The organism is Paracoccus homiensis (assembly GCF_900111675.1).
Taxonomy (GTDB): domain Bacteria; phylum Pseudomonadota; class Alphaproteobacteria; order Rhodobacterales; family Rhodobacteraceae; genus Paracoccus; species Paracoccus homiensis.
In genome coordinates this window covers 1-17,905 of record NZ_FOHO01000027.1, presented here as the reverse complement: position 1 = coordinate 17,905, position 17,905 = coordinate 1, and the positions used below count along the sequence as shown (strand labels likewise).

The following is a 17,905-nucleotide window of genomic DNA, read 5'->3' as shown; positions in this document are numbered from 1 at the left end:
CTGGTTCAGGAAAGCGTTGAAAGACAAAGGCGTAGACGCCTACATACCCGGTCGGAAGCAACGCAAGACGCCGATCAAGTACGACAAGCGTCGCTACAAGAGGAAAAATCGTATCGAGATCATGTTCGGCAGGCTCAAGGATTGGCGGCGTGTGGCGACCCGCCATGACCGATGCCCCGCGGTGTTCCTATCGGCCATCGCCCTCGCAGCGACCGTAATCTATTGGTTATGAATCCTGACACTAGGGAATGGAGCGACCCGCAGCGAAACCACAGCAATCACGGCCTCGTGATATTTTCTTGTGAACCCCGTGATTGGACGAGGCGCGATCCGGGGGCAAGGTCAACTGACGTTACCTTCGCTATTTCGAACCGTGTTCAAGGCACCGGAAGCAAGACACTCGAAAGCGGCGATGGCCTTTGGCAAGGTTGTTCGCGCATCGTCACTGGCGGCTACCCAGAGTGCGGCGTTCAGGGCGATGCCGTTCAGGAGGCGGGCCAACGCTTCGATATCGACAGGTTTTATCTGTCCATTCGATGCCAGCCTGCGCAGCGTCTTGATCGTTGATTGCAGACAGCGGTTCTGGCTTGGCCATTGCGCAGGATCGCCCAAGATCGCCGGACCATCCAGCAACACGATGCGCTGCACCTCTGGCTGGAGCGCCATCTCGATATAGGCGGCACCCTCGGCCATCAGGCCCTCCCAGCCACCGCCCGCTTTCTTGCCAGCGGCTTGGGCCTTCAGCGCCATGGTTGTGTCGATCTGGTCCACAACGGCGGCCATCAAGCCTCTTTTGTCGCCGAAATTGTGATAAAGCGCACCCCGCGTCAGACCCACCTCTGCCGTCAGTTCGTCCATCGACGCCGCTGCAAAACCTTTTTCGGCAAACGCCTTGCGCCCCGCGCCGATAAGTTTCGCACGGGTTTCTTCCATCTTTTCTGCCCGAGTCCGGCCAACCACGATCCGCCTCCATTTCACATACGAGGTGCATGCCAATTGACATACGGTATGTATGCGTTAAACAGGCATACATACCGTATGTAAGCGTGATGGATGAATCCACACAAAAGTCGAGAGGTCGTCATGGCACTGAGAAATGAAGCTATCTTTCCCGCCGATCGTCACGCCCTCTACGAGGCGCACGGCTATTCAGCTGCGATCAAGTCCGGCGATCTGGTTTTCGTTTCCGGGCAGGTCGGAAGTCGCGAGGATGGTACCCCTGAACCTGATTTCAAGAAGCAGGTCAAACTTGCGTTCGACAATCTCAAAGCCGTTCTGAAAGCCGCGGGCTGCACCACGGATGACATCATAGACGTGACCACCTTCCACACCGATCCAGAGAACCAGTTTGGCGAGATCATGGAAGTCAAAGCCGCAGTCTTCGATCAGGCACCCTATCCGAACTGGACTGCCGTCGGTGTCAATTGGCTCGCCGGTTTCGATTTCGAGATCAAGGTGATTGCCCGTGCACATGCTGAATGATGACTCGCCGTTCGGACGGCACAGCGGGCAAAGTGCAGCCCATTCTGTGGGTTGTCGCGGTTTTACACCGCTTCTTCGTTGACCTCATGTGCAGCAAGGCGACGAACCATGAGCACAGTCATTGCGGATGAATTTCGCACGGATGCGGTGCGGGATCCGCGTTCTCAAGGCGAAGAGGGGGTACGCTTAAAATAGTTGCCCCGTTCTTCGGAAGCCCGAAGCCGTGAGGTTCCGGTTCGTGGAAGGCCGGCGAGGGGCCTTTGGCAAGGCCCCTTGGATGCGGCGGTCAATTTAGGCTGGTGGTGCGTTGAAGGATATCGACGCCTTGCTGTTTCCAGAAATGCAGCAGGTCGATGAAGATCCAGTTCTCGGCCAGCTTGTTGCCCTCGCGCCGGTAGATGTCGATGACGCGAAATTCGGCGGGCTTGCCCGTGGCGGGCATGCCCATGAAGCCGCCGGTCGGGGTTGCGACGAAATTGGGCCACCCGAAAAAGCCGCCGAAACTGCCCTCGGCCATGCGGCAGATATGCTTGGTCTTGCTGCGGTCGGTGAAGCCCGCGCGAAACGGACCGGAATGCTGCTTGGCGTAACGCTGGATCGTGTAGGTCGCGCCGATCCCGGCCGGACCCCACCAGATCATGTCGTCATGCCAGGTCCGCGCCAGTTCGTCTTCCAGCGACAGGCCGCTGTTCCATTGACCCAGATCCGAAATCATCGCCTCGATCGCGGCAAGTGTGGCGGTGCCTTCGGCGTCGGGCTGGTCGTCATACATCAGGCCATCATGGGTCATCGGGCCGGGCTGGACAAAATGGGCGCCCGTTTGCGGCGGGAAGGGGTTCTGGCCGGCCTGAATCATCAGATGCGGAATGTCGAAATACATCGCCGTTTCGACGATCTTTCCGTTCTGCACGCGGTGAAACGCGCAATAGCGCAGAAAGGCGATGCGTCCGGTCGGGACAATGCCCAGCCACGCGTGGTCGAACAGGCCCATCAGGTGGCCCATCGAACAAACCCAATCCTGCGGTTCATCCGTCAGGCTGTTGCGACCAGCCATAAAGACATCCATGCGCCGCTGCATCCGGGTCAGGCTGTGGCGAAGCGGTGTCCAGAACCGGTCCGCAACCTGCCTGGGGCCGATGATTTCGTCGAAGGGATGAAAACCGCGCCACAGTAGATCGGGTGCGCAAAAACGCTCCATCACCTGCGGCAGCTGCTCCGGTTCGGCGGAATCCAGCGCCTGATAGAAGGTGCGAACAAGCTGCTTGGATTTTAGGCGGTCGGTCATTTCACGTCGAACTTTCAGTTGGTTGCCGCGGCTCGATCTGGTCGCAAACGGCAAGATTCCGAATAAAATGAATTCGTATGCAAAATTATCTTGTCACAGCTTTGTCGCAGTCGCTATGGTTTTTTGCAAGCGTATGCAAAACGATTCCCGAAGGAGGGCGCAATGGCCGAGATCCAGCTGCGGAATGTCGGAAAGCGGTGGGGCACATTTGTGGGTGTCCACAATTTCGACCTGACCATTGCCGACCGTGAATTCCTTGTGCTGCTTGGGCCTTCTGGCTGTGGCAAGACCACCACGATGCGAATGATCGCCGGGTTGGAAGACGTCACCGAGGGGCAGATCCTGATCGACGGCAAGGTCGTCAACGATCTGGAACCCAAGGACCGCGACGTGGCGATGGTGTTCCAAAGCTATGCGCTGTACCCGAACATGAATGTCTATGAGAACATCCGCTTTCCGCTGAAGGTTCGGGGGATCGACGCGGCATCGCATGACGAAAAGGTCCGTCGCGCCGCCTCGATGGTCGAGTTGGACGATTTCCTGCATCGCAAACCCGCCGAGCTGTCAGGGGGCCAGCGTCAGCGCGTCGCCCTGGCCCGGGCCATCGTCCGCGAACCGAATGTGTTCCTGATGGATGAACCGCTGTCGAATCTGGATGCGAAACTGCGGGTCTCGACGCGGGCGCAGATCAAGAATCTCAGCCATGAACTTGCGGTCACGACGATCTATGTGACCCATGACCAGATCGAGGCGATGACCCTGGCCGACCGTGTCGTGGTCATGAAGAAGGGGATCGTCCAGCAGGTCGGCAGCCCGACCGAGATCTATGACCACCCCGCAAATACCTTCGTGGCCAGTTTCATCGGCTCGCCCGCCATGAACCTGATCGACGGTCGTGTCGAGGGCGGCGTGTTCACCGCCCAGCATACCCGCGTCGAAGGTGTCGCGCTGCCGGACGGGCCGGTCACGCTTGGGTTTCGGGCTGAGGATGCCGTGCTGGCAGGGCAGGGGCAGATCGAGGCGCCGATCTACACCATCGAGCTGCTGGGCGATGCGACCATGATTTCCGTCAGGATCGGCGGGGCACTGGTCAGCGTGAAGGCCGACAAGACCTACCGCGCCGAAATCGACGACCGCATCGCCGTCAGCATTCCGGTCGAGGCCTGCCATTTCTTCGCCGCCGAAAGCGGCGAGCGGATCGCGCTGGCCACCGCCTGATCGACGCCAACAAGAACGACATACAAGATCACAGGGAGACCAAGATGAAGCTGAAGACCATTTTCCTCGCAGGTGCTCTGTCGCTTGCATCGACCTCGGTCTGGGCCGCATGTGCCTTTGAAAACGACGTGCCGGTCAAGTCACTGACCGCCGGTTTCGAGGCATGGAAGGCCGCGACCGATGCGATGGCGGAATGCGGCAATTTCCAGGCCTCTCTGGATCAGGAATTCAAGGAAAAGCAGCCCGAGGCCTTTGCCGCGAACCCGGCATTGTACCAGATCGGCGGTGTGGCCAACGAAACGATGATCCCACTGCTGAATGCCGGGACGATCCGACCGCTGGATGATCTGGTCGAGAAATACGGCCAGAACCTGACCCCGAACCAGCTGATCGCGGTCGACGGCAAGATCATGGCCATCGCCATGATGGTGAACGCCCAGCACCTGATGTATCGCGAAGATATCCTGGCAGATCTGGGCATCGAAGAACCCAAGACCTATGCCGATGTTCTGGCCGCCGCCGAAAAGATCAAGGCTGCCGGCGTGGTCGAGTATCCGCTGGGTGGCACCTTCGCGACGGGCTGGAACCTGGCGCAGGAATTCGTGAACATGTATCTGGGCGAGGGCGGCAATTTCGTCGATGACGACAACATGCCGACGATCAACACGCCCGAAGGTGTCCGGTCGCTGGAAACCCTGAAGGCCATGACGGCGTATATGGACCCTGAATATCTGGTGTCGGATTCGACCTATGTTCAGCAGCAGTTCCAGCAGGGCAAGATCGCGATGGCCAATCTGTGGGCCAGCCGCGCGGCCGCGATGGAGGATCCCGCCGAAAGCCAGGTCGTGGGCAAGGTCAAGATGGCCTCGGCGCCGATGGGTTCGGCGGCCCCGGCCACCTCGCTGTGGTGGGATGGGATCGTGCTGGCCAAGCACATGACCGACGAACAGGCCGATGCCGCATTCCGCGTGGCACTGGAGGGTCTGGACAGCGAAATGGTGCAGGCGAATAACGACGCGGCCGTCTGGCTGATCCCCGGCTATGATGTCGGTCCGCTGGCGGCGGGGGCGGCGGCCTCGGCCGAGAATGGCGCACGTCCTTACCCGGCATCGACCGCGCTTGGCATCCTGCATTCCGAGATCGGTAACGGACTGGCGGCCTATCTGACCGGCGCCAAGGATGCCGAAACAACGCTGGCCGATATCGAGGCCAACTATCTGGTTTCGGCCAAGGAAGCCGGTCTGATCGACTGAACGCGCTCTCCCGCTGGACTGGGGAGGGTCCGCCCTCCCCGTTTTTTCCCCGGCGTCCCTTCAACAGACCCATGAGAAAGGCAGAGACATGAATTCCCGCACCTTTGCCGCCTTTGTCGGCCCCTCTGTCTTCATGATGCTGCTGTTCATCGCCTTTCCGCTGATCAGCGTCTTTACCCAAAGTTTCTACGTCACGCAGCCGGTCTACGAGACGGTCGAAGTTGAAACCTGCACGCCGGGCTTTCTTAGCCAGACCTGCGAGATCCAGCGCAAATCCATCCCCAAGCTGGACGAAGACGGCTCGGTGATCCAGGAAACGCGCTTTGTCGGGCTGGACAGCTATCGCAATGTGCTGGAACCGGAACGCGCATGGAAAGCCATCTCCAGCCTGGACTGGGGTGCGTTTCAGGCCATCGATTTCTGGAAGGCGCTGCGCTTTACGCTGACCTTCACGCTGTTCACCCTGCCCTTGGTTCTGGGCTTGGGGCTGACCATCGCCTTGGTTCTGAACAATACTGCCAAGATGCTGCGCGGTCCGGTGATCTTCGTCACCTTGTTGCCCTTCATCATCACCCCGGTCATCGGCGCCCTGTCGATCAACTGGCTGTTTCGCGGTGACGGCATCCTGACCGCACTGATCGAGAATTTGCTGAACCGTGACATCGCCCTGTTCGCGCAGGCCTGGACGCTGGAAATCCTGATGATGGGGTATCGCGTCTGGCACGTCGCCCCCTTTGCCGCGATCGTGTTCTATGCCGGGCTTCAGACCGTCAACAGCGATGCGCTTGAAAGCGCGCTGATCGACGGCGCGTCGCGCTGGCAGCGGCTGCGCTATGTCGTGATCCCGCATCTGATGCCGCTGATCGTCTTCGTATCGATGATCCACCTGATGGACAGCTATCGCGTCTTTGAAGAGGTGGTGGGCTTTTCCAGTCAGGGCCATGTCATTTCGCTGCAATGGCTGACCTATGACTTCCTTGTGCCCGATCAGGCCGGGAACCGGTCCATCAGCCGGGCATCGGCCAGCGCGATGCTGACGATGATCGGAATTTCCTTGCTGCTTGTCCCGCTGCTGCGCCGCACCTGGCGCGATCACAAAGGAGGTCACTGACATGCCCACGCGCGCATTGACCCAACCGCTGCCTCTGAAACTGACATCGACCGGGTTTCTGCTGGTCTGGTGCGTGATCGCCGCCTTTCCGATCTTCTGGATCGCGGTGATGAGCTTCAAATCCCCCGTCGATGCCTTTGCCGGCAACCCGTTCCAGGTGATCTTCGGGCCCGCCACCCTGGCGCAGGGCAAGGGGATTTCGGTTTTGGACATCGTTCTTGGACTGGCGGTGATCTGGGCGACGGCCCGCGTGGCCACCCGGACCCTGCCGCGTCTGATCGCCAGCCATGCGCCGGCGGGCTATGCTTGGGCGGGGTGGATCATCGGGTCCCTGACCCTGGCCGTGGGTTTCGTGGTGGTGTTCTTCGGCCTGTTGCCTGCGGTGCTGAATGCCCTCAGCCCGATCTTCGGACCGCTGGGGCGCGATGTGATCGGCCTGTCGACCGAGCATTACAAGACCGTCTGGATCGATCGCGGGTTTTCCAACAACTTCCAGAACTCGTTGATCGTGACGGCGGGCGTCGTGACCGTGTCGCTGACGGTGGGAACGCTGGCGGGTTACGGGCTGGCGCGCTCGGGTTCGAACCTTGCCTTCGGGATCCTGATCGTCGCGCTGATCTTTCGCGCCTTGCCGCATTCGGTTCTGGTGGCGGGCTATCTGCCGGTCTTCATCAACTCGGCCGAGTGGCTGCGCCCGATCCTTGGCGAAAACGCCCCGACGCTTTATGGCAAGCCCTGGGCGGTGATTGCCGTGCTTGTCGCGATCAACCAGCCCTTCACCATCTGGATGCTGCGGTCGTTCTTCCAGAACATCCCCGCCGAACTGGACGAGGCCGCGCGGGTCGATGGATGCAGCCATTTTCAGGCTTTCCGCCGGGTGATCATGCCGGTGATGTGGCCGGGGGTCATCACCACGGGGCTGTTCAGCTTTCTGCTGGGCTATAACGACTTTCTTGTCACCTCGCTGCTGCTGGATGCACAGAACCAGACCATGGTTCCGGCGATTGCGGGCATGTTCAACCGCGAAACCACGACGACCGATCAGGTGGTGGCCGTTGCCGCGGCGGTGTCGATCACCGCGCCGCTGTTCTTCCTTGTGATGGTGTTCCAGCGCCAGATCGTCAGCGGCCTGACCGCAGGGGCGGTGAAAGGCTGATGAGTGCAAGTTTCCGCCATAACGCAATGTCACGCCATCCTGCGCTGAACCGGATGCCAAGGGATTTCTTGATCCGCCGGGCCCGCAAGGCCCACGGAATCCCCCCCTGTGACATTTGAAAGGACAAGCCCATGAAAGGCTCTCGCCCCGAACAAGCCGTGCTGACCAAGGACACGGATCTCAGCAAGACCGACGAAACCCGCGCCGTGATCGAGGCGATGGTCGACGGCCTGAACGACCACCGCATCGCCGATATCGGTGAATTCTTTGCCCACGGCTTTCGCTGGATGGGCAATCAGGGCTGCGGCACCAAGACCGGTCTGCAGGAATTTCAGGACAATTGGCAGCGCCCGTTCCAGGCCGCGTTTTCGGACAAGGTCTGCATCGACGAGGCCCGCCTTTACATGGGCGAATGGGCCGCGGCCTTTGGCCGTCAGGAAGCCACCCATAGCGGCGAGTTTCTGGGCATCGCCCCGACCGGCAAGCGGGTCGAGATCCGCTATATGGATTTCTGGAAGGTCGTTGACGGCAAGATCGTCGACAATTGGGTGAATGTGGATTTCGCCCATGTCGCCGCGCAGCTGGGCGTCGATCTGTTCAACGGACAGGGCTGGGAGGCCTATGACCGCGGAGAGCGCACGGCCCCGCGGCCCGACAACCAAGGGGGAACCGCATGACCATCACCTATCTCAAGCGCGGCAAATCGGATGCCGACCGTGCCGAGGATGACGCCAAGACCCGCGCCGTGGTCGAGGCGACGCTGACGGATATCGAGGCGCGGGGCGACGCCGCCCTGCGCGAGCTGTCCCAGAAGTTCGACAATTACAGCCCCGACAGCTTTCGCCTGAGCCAGGATCAGATCGACGCGCTGATCGCCTCGCTCAGCGACCGAGAGCTGGCCGATATCCGCTTCGCGCAGGAACAGGTGGTGAAATTCGCGCAGGCGCAGCGCGACTCGATGCTGGATATCGAGGTCGAGACCCTGCCGGGCGTGATCCTGGGCCACAAGAACATCCCCGTGCAATCGGTCGGCTGCTATGTTCCGGGCGGCAAGTTCCCGATGGTCGCCTCGGCCCATATGTCGGTGGCGACGGCGAAGGTCGCGGGCGTGCCGCGCATCATCGCCTGCACGCCGCCCTTCAACGGCAAGCCCAACGCCGCCGTGATCGCCGCGATGCATCTGGGCGGCGCGCATGAGATCTATGTCATGGGCGGCATTCAGGCGATCGGGGCCATGGCCATCGGCACCGAGACGATCGAGCCGGTGCATATGCTGGTCGGCCCCGGCAATGCCTTCGTTGCCGAGGCCAAGCGTCAGCTGTTCGGCCGCGTCGGCATCGACCTGTTCGCCGGCCCGACCGAGACCATGGTCATCGCGGACGAGACGGTTGACGCCGAGCTTTGCGCCACGGATCTTCTGGGTCAGGCCGAGCATGGCTATAACTCGCCCGCCGTTCTGGTGACCAATTCGCGCGCACTGGCGGATGGGACGCTGGCCGAAATCGACCGCATCCTGCAGATCCTGCCGACCGCCGCCACCGCCCGCGTCAGCTGGCAGGAATATGGCGAGGTGATCGTCTGCGACAGCTATGACGAGATGCTGGAGGTCGCCAATGACATCGCCAGCGAGCATGTGCAGGTGATGACCGACCGCGACGACTGGTTCCTTGAGAAGATGACCAGCTATGGCGCGCTGTTCTTGGGCCCGCGCACCAATGTCGCCAATGGCGACAAGGTGATCGGCACCAACCACACGCTGCCGACCAAGAAGGCGGGCCGCTATACCGGCGGATTGTGGGTGGGCAAGTTCCTGAAAACGCACAGCTACCAGAAGGTCACCACCGATGCGGCCGCAACCATGATCGGCGAATACGGATCGCGCCTGTGCATGCTGGAAGGGTTCGTCGGCCATGCCGAGCAATGCAACATCCGCGTCCGCCGCTATGGCGGCGTCAATGTCCCATATGGCGAAGCCGCGCCCTATCGCGAAGCGGCCGAGTAGCGATGCGATGAAAGATCACAGCATGATGGACAAGCACAGCCTGAACAAGGCGCTGATCGCGCCCCTGCGCGCGGCCATGTATGATTTCGACGAGGCCGGCGTCCGCAAGGCGCTGGCCCAGGTGTCGGCGCCCGATGCGCTGTTCCGGCTGTGCCATCCCTTTGGCGACAGCATCGGCTCGGATGCCTTTTACGACACCGCCTATCGCGATCTGCTGGACGCATGGCCGGATCTGGAACGCCGCGACTATATCGTCATGGCGGGCACCGACGAATTCGGGGCCGATTGGGTCGGTTGCGGCGGCTACTATACCGGCGTCTTTACCGGCCCGTGGCTGGACATTCCGCCGACCGGGCATCAGGCGGTGATGCGGTTCCATGAATTCTTCCGCATTCAGGACGGCAAGGTCGTCGAGTTTCAGGCCCTGTGGGACATCCCCGAAGTGATGGTCCAGGCCAACGCCTGGCCGATGGCCCCCAGTCTTGGACTGGAATTCCATGTCCCCGGTCCGGCCACGCAGGACGGCTTCGTGCCCGGCCCGCATGACGAGGCGCGGTCGCTGGCGACCCGTCAGCATATCGTGGACATGCTGGCGCATCTGAAAAAACACCCCAAAGAGGGTGGCCCCGAAGTGATGGAGATGGATCGCTTCTGGCATCCGCGGATGAACTGGTACGGTCCCAGCGGCATCGGCACGGGACGCGGCATCGCCGGGTTCCGCAACTGGCACCAGATCCCGTTCCTTGGCGGGATGCCCGATCGCGGGCAGTATCTGGACGAGATCACCTATCATTTCTTCGGCGATGGCGATTACGCCGCCGTCACCGGATGGCCGAACATGATCCAGACCGTCACCCATGACGGCTGGCTGGGCATCGCCCCGGCGGGCAAGCGCATCACCATGCGCAGCCTTGATTTCTGGCGGCTTGAGAACGGCAAGATCCGCGAAAACTGGGTTCTGGTCGATCTTCTGGACGCCTATCGGCAGTTGGGGGTGGATGTCTTCGCGCGGCTGCGCGAATTCAACAAGGCCCGCAATATCGGGCGGATCTCAATTCCGGATGGTATGAACTGATGACCGAACTTCCCCACCCCCCCTCCTTCGACCTGACAGGCAAGCGGGCGCTGGTGACCGGTGCCTCATCCGGTATCGGTCAGGGCTGCGCGGTGGCGCTGGCTCATGCGGGGGCGCATGTCGTCTGTGCGGCGCGTGGGGCAGAGCGTCTGGGCGACACGGTCGCCCGGATGACAGAGCGCGGCTGGTCGGCCAGAGCGCAGGTTCTGGACCAGGGCGATCTGGCCGCGCTGGATGCCGTTTTGTCCGATGAACCTTTCGACATCGTGGTGAATTCGGCCGGGGTGGCGCGGCACGGTCCGGCGTTGGACACCACGCCCGAGGATTTCGATGCGGTGATGGGCGTCAACCTGCGTTCGGCCTATTTCCTGTCGGCGGGCGCGGCCCGTGCGATGCAGGCGGCGGGGCGCAAGGGCTCGATCATGCATATTTCCAGCCAGATGGGGCATGTCGGCGGGATCGACCGCGCGCTGTACTGCGCCAGCAAGCATGGGCTGGAAGGCATGGTCAAGGCGATGGCCATCGAATGGGGCAAGGCCGATATCCGCATCAACACGATCTGCCCGACCTTCATTCGCACGCCGCTGACGCAATCGACCTTCGACAATCCCGAACGCGCGGCCTGGATCATGGACAAGATCAAGCTGCCGCGCGTGGGCGAGGTGCAGGACATCATGGGCGCGGTCCTGTATCTGGCATCGGATGCCTCGGCCATGGTGACGGGAACCTCGATGCTGATCGACGGTGGCTGGACGGCGGATTGATGGCAGAGAAGGTGACATCCGTTCAGGTTGCCGAACGCGCGGGCGTCAGCCAGTCGGCGGTCAGCCGCGTCTTCACACCCGGCGCGTCTGTCAGCAAGAAGACGGCAGAGAAGGTGCGCCGCGCCGCGCAGGAACTGGGCTATCGTCCGAATGTTCTGGCCCGCGCGATGGTGTCGGGGCGATCGCGGATCATCGGACTGGTGGTCGCCTATCTGGAAAACTACTTCTACCCCGAAGTCGTCGAAAAACTGTCGAACAGCCTTCAGGAACGCGGCTATCACGTTCTGATCTTCATGGCCTCGCAGACGGCCGGGAATATCGACGACGTCATGGAAGAGATCCTCGACTATCAGGTCGATGGCATCATCCTGGCCTCGGTCGCGCTGTCATCCGATATCGCGACGCGCTGTCAGCAGGCGGGGGTTCCGGCGGTGCTGTTCAACCGTGCGCAGGCCGGCGACAGCGTGACCTCGGTCACCTCGGACAATCGGGCAGGGGGGCGCAAGGCGGCGCGGCTGCTGGTCGCGGGCGGGCATCGGCGGATGGGCTATATCGCGGGTTGGGAAGGTGCCTCGACTCAGCGCGACCGCGAGGCTGGCTTTCTGGACGGGCTGGCCGAGGCGGGCCACAGCCTGTTTGCCCGCGAGATCGGCGATTTCAACACCGACCGTGCCCGCGACGCCGCGCGGCGGATGTTCGATCGCCCCCCGTCGAAGCGGCCCGATGCCGTGTTCGTGGCCAATGACCACATGGCCTTCACGGTAATGGACGTGCTGCGATTCGAACTGGGCCTGTCGGTGCCCGATGACGTGTCGGTCATAGGCTATGACGATGTGCCCCCCGCGGCGTGGCTGGCCTATGGGCTGACCACGATCCGCCAGCGCGCGAATCTGATGGTCGCCGAAACCGTCGCCGCGCTGACCGAAATGATTGATTCTCAAGACCCCCCCAAGCCCCGGAATGTCCAGATCGATAGCCCGCTGATCATGCGCAAATCGACCCGCATTCCCGAAGGCTGGGCCCCGGAAGGATAGGACATGAAGGGCTTTGATACCAAGTTTCGCGATTTTCCCGATTATATCATCGGGATCACCAAGGAGATCTGGGAAGATCGCGGCATCGCGACGCTGCACCGTTATTACAGCGATGATATCGTCGTGCGTTCACCCGCATCGGTTGTGCTGGGCAACCAGAATGTCATCGGCGCGACCATGGCGACGCTGGCCGAATTTCCCGACCGCGAATTGCTGGGCGAGGACGTGATCTGGTCGGGCACGCCCGAGGACGGGATGCTCAGCTCGCATCGCATCATCTCGACCGCGACGCATCTGGGCGACGGGGTCTATGGCAAGGCCAGCGGCACCAAGCTGCGCTATCGGATCCTGGCCGATTGCCATGCCATCGACAACCAGATCAACGATGAATGGCTGATCCGCGACCAGGGCGCGATTGTTCGGCAGATGGGTTGGGAGCCCAGGGAGTATGCCGCCGATCTGATCCGCCGCGAAGGCGGTCCCGAGGCATGTGTGAAACCGCTGTCGCCGGCGACCGACCGGCAGGGGCCCTATACCGGGCGCGGCAACGACAATCCCTGGGGACAGCGCCACGCCGATATCCTGACCCGGATCATGGATGCCGACATGGCCGTGATCGAACAGGAATACGACCGCGCCGTGCAGACCGAATATCCCGGTGGCGTGACCGGCCATTCCTTCGGCGCGGTGGATCGGTTCTGGATGGGATTGCGCGCGTCATTCCCGAATGCGCGTTTCACCATCCACCACCAGATCGGGCGCGACGATCCCGCGATGCCGCCACGCTCGGCCCTGCGTTGGAGCCTGCACGGCACCCATGACGGCTGGGGCGTTTTCGGTGCGCCGACCGGGGCCGAGGTCTATGTGCTGGGCATCAGCCATGCCGAATTCGGCGCCCTCGTCGCGGGCGAACCCAGGATCCGCCGCGAATACACGCTGTTCGATGAAACCTCGGTCTGGAAACAGATCCTGCTGCAAACCGGTCCAAAGTGATGACCCGACCGTTCCTGAAACTGACGGATCACGAGGCGGCGCGGCGCTTTCATGCCCATCGCGCCAGCCTGCGCGCACGGCGCCTGAACCTGCGTCCGCCCGGTGGCTGGCCACGACCCGCCGCCTGACCGACCCATCTTCAAAGGAACACGTTCATGACCACCATCGACCAGCGCATCGTCCGCTATGGCGAGCTGAAGCCCTGCAAGACCGCCTTCATTGACGCCCATACGCCCGGCTCGGACCGCAAGGAAAACTTTACCATCATCGGCGGCGGCGTTTCCGAAAGCCCCGACCAGCATGTCCATATCCGTGATACGCCCGGCTTCAATATCGGCGCGGCGGGCCAGCCGCCCAATTGCCGCAACTCGTTGCATTCGCACACCACGGCCGAGGTGTTCTTTGTCCTCAAGGGGCGCTGGCGGTTCTTCTGGGGCCGCTATGGCACCTCGGGCGAATTCGTCGCAGAGGAAGGCGATATCTTCAACATCCCGACCGGCATCTTCCGCGGGTTCGAGAATATCGGCACCGATTACGGCATGATCATGGCGATCTTGGGGGGCGACGATGCCGGAGGCGGCGTGACCTGGGCCCCGCAGGTCATCGAAGAGGCCCGCGACCACGGCCTGATCCTTGGCGAGAACGGCGTGCTTTATGACAGCAAGAAGGGCCAGACCCTGCCGCATGACGTTTCGCCCATGCCGGTGCTTACCGAAGAGCAGCTGAAAGCCTTCCCGGAGGTTCCGGTGCAAGAGGTCGTGCGCGACTATGTTGCCCGCTACTGGGACCTGATGGCGCTGGCCGCCAAGGCTCCGGCCAAGGTCATCGGCCCGAACGGCCTGCTGAAGGATCGTCCCGGCTTTGACGTTGATTTCCTGACCCGCGGCTCGGTCCCCGCCCAGATGGTCACGCCGGACCGCCATACCGTGCTGATGCCGATGCGCGGGCATTGGAAGCTGACCCTGGAGGGGTACGAAAACGTGCTGAACCCCGGCGATACCTGCCTGATCAACCCCGGCGAGGCCTATGCGCTGGAACCCGCGATGACCGGCGAGGCCAGCCTGTACCGGGTGACGTCGACCGATGATCCGGCCGGGGCGACCTGGACCGGCAAGTGATCCCTTCGCGGGGCGGCTGACCGCCCCGCGATCCGCAAAGGACCGATCATGACCCCCTTGCTGTTCCTGCCCGGCATGATGTGTGATGCGCGGCTGTTTGCACCCCAGATCGCGGCGCTGTCGGCGCATCGCGCGGTCATGGCCTGTCCGGCGGGGGCGCATGACAGCATGCAGGCATTGGCCGCCGAGGTTCTGGCCCATGCGCCGCCGCGCTTCGCGCTTGCGGGGCTGTCGATGGGCGGCATTCTGGCGATGGAGGTTCTGCGTCAGGCCCCCGGGCGCATCGCGGGTCTGGCATTGATGGACACCAACCCGCTGGCCGAACTGGACGAGGTCAAGGCCCGCCGTGCGCCGCAGATCGCTGCCGTCCGGCAGGGTGGGCTGGCGGATGTGATGCGGGGGCAGATGATCCCGAACTATCTGCACGCCCCCGATCCCGATGGGCCGATTGCCGGGCTGTGTCTTGACATGGCGCTGAACCTTGGGCCGCAGGTTTTCGTGAACCAGTCCGTGGCGTTGCGCGATCGCCCCGATCAGACGCAGGTTCTGCGCGACTATCAGGGGCCGACCCTGATCCTGTGCGGTGAATCCGACCGGCTGTGCCCGGTCGCCCGACATCGGCTGATGCAGGACCTGATGCCACAGGCGGCGTTGCAGGTCGTGCCGGACGCCGGTCACCTGCCGGTACTTGAACAACCCGAACACGTGACGGCGCTGCTGCGGCGCTGGCTGGAGGAGATATGACCCCGACACTTCTGACCTTGCTGCATCAGGTCGACACCCCCACCGTCTGCAACGCCATCGAGGTCGTGCAGGGCAAGCGCGGCTTCGATGCCTTCACGCGCGGGACGGTTCTGTCCTCGGCCCCCGAAAGCGGGGCCATCGTGGGCTATGCGCGCACCGCGAAACTGTCGGCCATCGCGCCGCCAAGCGAACCCGCCGAGGTGATCCGCGAACGACGCATGGCCTATTACCGCTATATGGCAAATGCTCCGACCCCTGCCGTCGCGGTGATTGAGGACCTGGATTATCCGGCCTGCATCGGCGCCTATTGGGGCGAGATCAACACCACCGTCCACAAGGGCTTCGGCATCGCGGGCGTGCTGACGAACGGGGTCATGCGCGACCTTGGCGATCTGCCGGACGGGTTTCCCGTGATTGCCGGATCGGTCGGGCCAAGCCACGGCTTCGTGCATCTGCGCGACATCGATTGCCCGGTCACCGTCTTTGGCATGACCGTCAATCCCGGCGATCTGATCCATGCCGACCGCCACGGCGCGGTGGTCATACCCGCGGATGTCGTGCCGGGACTTGAAGCAGGCATCGCCAAGCTGATGCAGACCGAACGGATCGTGCTGGACGCCGCCCGCCGCCCGGATTTCGACTTCGACAGTTTCGCCGACGCCTGGGCCGAGTTCGAACGCCAGCGCACCTGATGCGGTTCGCTGCAAAACCTGCTGCGCCGCAGGGCCGGTGGTTCAGCACCGGGATGGCCCATGCAGTTTCGACGCTGCCCGACATTGGGGCAGCGCCGCCCGCCTGGTACGCTGCGGCGGTCAGATTGGGCGGAAAGCTGCGCTGATCGACCGCTGCTCATCGCCTTCGGTGAAAAAAATATTGAAAATTTCACAATAGCAGGCACGATGATTCGAAAGACGGAGAATGATTCGTGACTTCGGGTTCAGACCTACGGACATTGCGCAAGAACCGGTCGCTGACCTTGGCCCAGCTGGCCGAGGCGATGGGCCGATCCCTGGGCTGGATGTCGCAGGTCGAACGCGATGTGTCGCGCATCAATTCCGACGATCTGTTGAAACTGGCCAGAATTCTGGACGTGGCGCCGTCGCTGTTGCGGCAACCGCAGGCCGAGGCCCCGCAAGAGGAAGGCCGCATCGTCCGGGCCGGGCGGCGGCGGGCCGTCGGTCATCGCTTTGAGGGGCTGACCGAGGCGCTGATCTCGCCCGATCTGACAGACAGTTTCGAGATCGTGCATTCAAGCTTTCTGCCGGGTCATTCCTTGCCGGAACCGGTGCGCCGGGAAACGCAGGAAATCGGCTTCATGCTGGCGGGGCAGTTGGACCTGACTTTCGGTGATCAGACATTCACGGTCGGTCCGGGCGACAGTTTCCGAATCCGCAACGAGCCCTATTCCTGGTCGAACCCCTATTCCGAAACCGCGGTGGCGCTGTGGGTGATCTCGCCACCGATCTACTGAACAAAAGCGAAGGCTTTTCCTGCCTGGTGTCTGACCGACAGCCAGATCACCCCCGATAACGATGTCGCCCCCGGCCATGCCTGGGGCGGGTGATGGACCAGTGCGGCTCGCAGCCGCAACTGACTGCTTTTCTGAAAAGCGACCGCCGGACGAACCGGCGGCGATGTGACGACCGCGGGCCCAGCCTGCGGCCTGTAGCCCCATGCCAACAGAGGATAAGATATGAAAATCAGATACCTGACCGGGCCGATGGCCCTGCTTGCCTCAGTCACCGCACATGCGGCGGTCGCGCAGGATGCGCTGACGGTTGCGTATTTTCAGGAATGGCCGATGCCGTTTCAATATGGCAAGGTCAACGGAGTTTATGACGAAAAGCTTGGCGTGACGGTCAACTGGGTCGCGTTCGATTCCGGGACGGCGATGTCGGCGGCCATGGCGGCGGGTGACGTGCAGATCGCGGTCAGTCAGGGCGTGCCGCCTTTCGTCGTCGCCACCTCGGCGGGGCAGGATCTGCGGGTGGTCGATATCGCGGCCTCCTATTCCGACAATGACAATTGCGTCGTCGCGTCCCGGCTGGAGATCGACAAGGACAGCGCGTCGGAACTGGCGAATGCGCGGGTCGCGGTGCCTGTCGGGACCATCGCGCATTACGGTTTCCTGCAACAGATGGCCCATTTCGGGATAGATCCGGCAGGCATGACGATTGTCGACATGGCACCTGCGGAGGCTGCAGCGGCCTTTGAGCAGGGCAGCATCGACATGGCATGCGGTTGGGGCGGTGCGCTGAACCGGATGAAGGAAAGCGGCAATGTTCTGCTGAGCGGGGCCGAGAAGGAAGAGATCGGGATCCTGACCTTCGACCTGACGACCACGACGGGCGATTTCGCGGCCGAGCAGCCGCAGCTTCTGGCCGATTTCGTGGCCACCACGGCCGAGATGAACGCGATGTGGACCGCCGGGGACCGCCGCGACGAGATGTTGCCGGTGATCGCGCAGGATGCGGGGATGGACCCTGAGGCGGCGGCCGCGGTGATCGACGGGTTCGAGTTCCCCGATACCGAGGCGCAGCTGTCGCAGAAATGGCTGGGCGGTGGCCTGGCCAGCTATGTCGAGGGCGTCGCGACGATGTTTTACGACCTTGGCAACATCCCGTCCGTTCAGGACAGCTATGCCGAATTTGTCGATCTTGCGCCGCTGCA

20 protein-coding genes are annotated in these 17,905 nt (G+C 62.4%); 18 read left to right on the top strand and 2 right to left on the bottom strand.

Translation table 11 applies throughout. From position 1 onward, the window contains the following. A partial coding sequence (locus BMX67_RS18795; RefSeq protein ID WP_139206581.1) for a transposase occupies nucleotides 1–232 on the top strand: 232 nt, incomplete at its 5' end. A 110-nt stretch (nucleotides 233–342) separates the two neighbouring features. On the opposite strand, the gene BMX67_RS18790 is transcribed toward BMX67_RS18795, so the two are convergent. Further along, on the bottom strand, nucleotides 343–933 hold the full coding sequence (locus BMX67_RS18790; RefSeq protein ID WP_090738193.1) for a TetR/AcrR family transcriptional regulator: 591 nt from the start codon (nucleotides 931–933) through the stop codon (nucleotides 343–345). A 150-nt stretch (nucleotides 934–1,083) separates the two neighbouring features. Here BMX67_RS18790 and BMX67_RS18785 point away from each other — a divergent pair, with 150 nt between their 5' ends. Then, nucleotides 1,084–1,482 (top strand): RidA family protein, encoded by a 399-nt coding sequence (locus tag BMX67_RS18785; RefSeq protein WP_090738191.1) that lies wholly within the window; start codon nucleotides 1,084–1,086, stop codon nucleotides 1,480–1,482. A gap of 286 nt (nucleotides 1,483–1,768) precedes the next feature. On the opposite strand, the gene BMX67_RS18780 is transcribed toward BMX67_RS18785, so the two are convergent. Further along, nucleotides 1,769–2,767 (bottom strand): ester cyclase, encoded by a 999-nt coding sequence (locus tag BMX67_RS18780; RefSeq protein WP_090738189.1) that lies wholly within the window; start codon nucleotides 2,765–2,767, stop codon nucleotides 1,769–1,771. Nucleotides 2,768–2,929: 162 nt separating this feature from the next. Between BMX67_RS18780 and BMX67_RS18775 the strand changes: the two genes are divergently transcribed. The 16 genes from BMX67_RS18775 to BMX67_RS18705 form a co-directional block, all read left to right on the top strand. After that, nucleotides 2,930–3,985 (top strand): ABC transporter ATP-binding protein, encoded by a 1,056-nt coding sequence (locus tag BMX67_RS18775; protein WP_090738187.1) that lies wholly within the window; start codon nucleotides 2,930–2,932, stop codon nucleotides 3,983–3,985. 44 nt (nucleotides 3,986–4,029) lie between these two features. Continuing rightward, nucleotides 4,030–5,238 carry an ABC transporter substrate-binding protein gene (locus BMX67_RS18770; RefSeq protein ID WP_090738185.1) on the top strand — a complete coding sequence of 403 codons (1,209 nt, stop codon included), beginning with the start codon at nucleotides 4,030–4,032 and terminating at the stop codon, nucleotides 5,236–5,238. An 88-nt stretch (nucleotides 5,239–5,326) separates the two neighbouring features. After that, the gene (locus BMX67_RS18765; protein WP_090738183.1) at nucleotides 5,327–6,349 is read left to right on the top strand and encodes a carbohydrate ABC transporter permease; all 1,023 of its coding nucleotides are present in this window, start codon (nucleotides 5,327–5,329) and stop codon (nucleotides 6,347–6,349) included. 1 nt (nucleotide 6,350) lies between these two features. After that, a complete protein-coding gene (locus BMX67_RS18760; protein WP_090738181.1) occupies nucleotides 6,351–7,505 on the top strand; it encodes a carbohydrate ABC transporter permease in 1,155 nt (384 codons plus the stop codon). A gap of 131 nt (nucleotides 7,506–7,636) precedes the next feature. Continuing rightward, entirely contained in the window at nucleotides 7,637–8,182 is a 546-nt protein-coding gene (locus BMX67_RS18755; RefSeq protein ID WP_090738179.1) for an ester cyclase, read from the top strand. Continuing rightward, nucleotides 8,179–9,507, top strand: a complete 1,329-nt coding sequence (hisD, locus tag BMX67_RS18750) for a histidinol dehydrogenase (RefSeq protein ID WP_090738177.1) — start codon at nucleotides 8,179–8,181, stop codon at nucleotides 9,505–9,507. The genes BMX67_RS18755 and hisD overlap by 4 nt, the downstream gene beginning before the upstream one ends. Before the next feature lie 22 nt (nucleotides 9,508–9,529). Continuing rightward, nucleotides 9,530–10,582, top strand: a complete 1,053-nt coding sequence (locus BMX67_RS18745) for an ester cyclase (protein ID WP_090738175.1) — start codon at nucleotides 9,530–9,532, stop codon at nucleotides 10,580–10,582. Beyond that, nucleotides 10,582–11,346 (top strand): SDR family NAD(P)-dependent oxidoreductase, encoded by a 765-nt coding sequence (locus BMX67_RS18740; RefSeq protein WP_090738174.1) that lies wholly within the window; start codon nucleotides 10,582–10,584, stop codon nucleotides 11,344–11,346. The genes BMX67_RS18745 and BMX67_RS18740 overlap by 1 nt, the downstream gene beginning before the upstream one ends. Then, nucleotides 11,346–12,380 carry a LacI family DNA-binding transcriptional regulator gene (locus tag BMX67_RS18735; protein ID WP_425438995.1) on the top strand — a complete coding sequence of 345 codons (1,035 nt, stop codon included), beginning with the start codon at nucleotides 11,346–11,348 and terminating at the stop codon, nucleotides 12,378–12,380. Before BMX67_RS18740 ends, BMX67_RS18735 begins: the two co-directional genes overlap by 1 nt. Nucleotides 12,381–12,383: 3 nt before the next feature. Further along, nucleotides 12,384–13,373 (top strand): nuclear transport factor 2 family protein, encoded by a 990-nt coding sequence (locus tag BMX67_RS18730; protein ID WP_090738171.1) that lies wholly within the window; start codon nucleotides 12,384–12,386, stop codon nucleotides 13,371–13,373. Further along, a complete protein-coding gene (locus BMX67_RS20005; RefSeq protein ID WP_281249187.1) occupies nucleotides 13,373–13,501 on the top strand; it encodes a hypothetical protein in 129 nt (42 codons plus the stop codon). Before BMX67_RS18730 ends, BMX67_RS20005 begins: the two co-directional genes overlap by 1 nt. Before the next feature lie 27 nt (nucleotides 13,502–13,528). After that, entirely contained in the window at nucleotides 13,529–14,491 is a 963-nt protein-coding gene (locus BMX67_RS18725) for a cupin domain-containing protein (protein WP_090738169.1), read from the top strand. 48 nt (nucleotides 14,492–14,539) lie between these two features. Further along, nucleotides 14,540–15,235: an alpha/beta fold hydrolase gene (locus BMX67_RS18720; RefSeq protein WP_090738167.1), complete on the top strand. Its 696-nt coding sequence runs from the start codon at nucleotides 14,540–14,542 to the stop codon at nucleotides 15,233–15,235. Then, entirely contained in the window at nucleotides 15,232–15,927 is a 696-nt protein-coding gene (locus BMX67_RS18715) for an RraA family protein (protein WP_090738165.1), read from the top strand. The genes BMX67_RS18720 and BMX67_RS18715 overlap by 4 nt, the downstream gene beginning before the upstream one ends. Before the next feature lie 233 nt (nucleotides 15,928–16,160). Then, complete coding sequence (locus tag BMX67_RS18710) at nucleotides 16,161–16,706, top strand: helix-turn-helix domain-containing protein (RefSeq protein WP_245739529.1); 546 nt, start codon at nucleotides 16,161–16,163, stop codon at nucleotides 16,704–16,706. Between the two features lie 222 nt (nucleotides 16,707–16,928). Further along, nucleotides 16,929–17,905, top strand: a 977-nt coding sequence (locus BMX67_RS18705) for a taurine ABC transporter substrate-binding protein (protein WP_139206580.1), incomplete at its 3' end; no start/stop codon positions are given.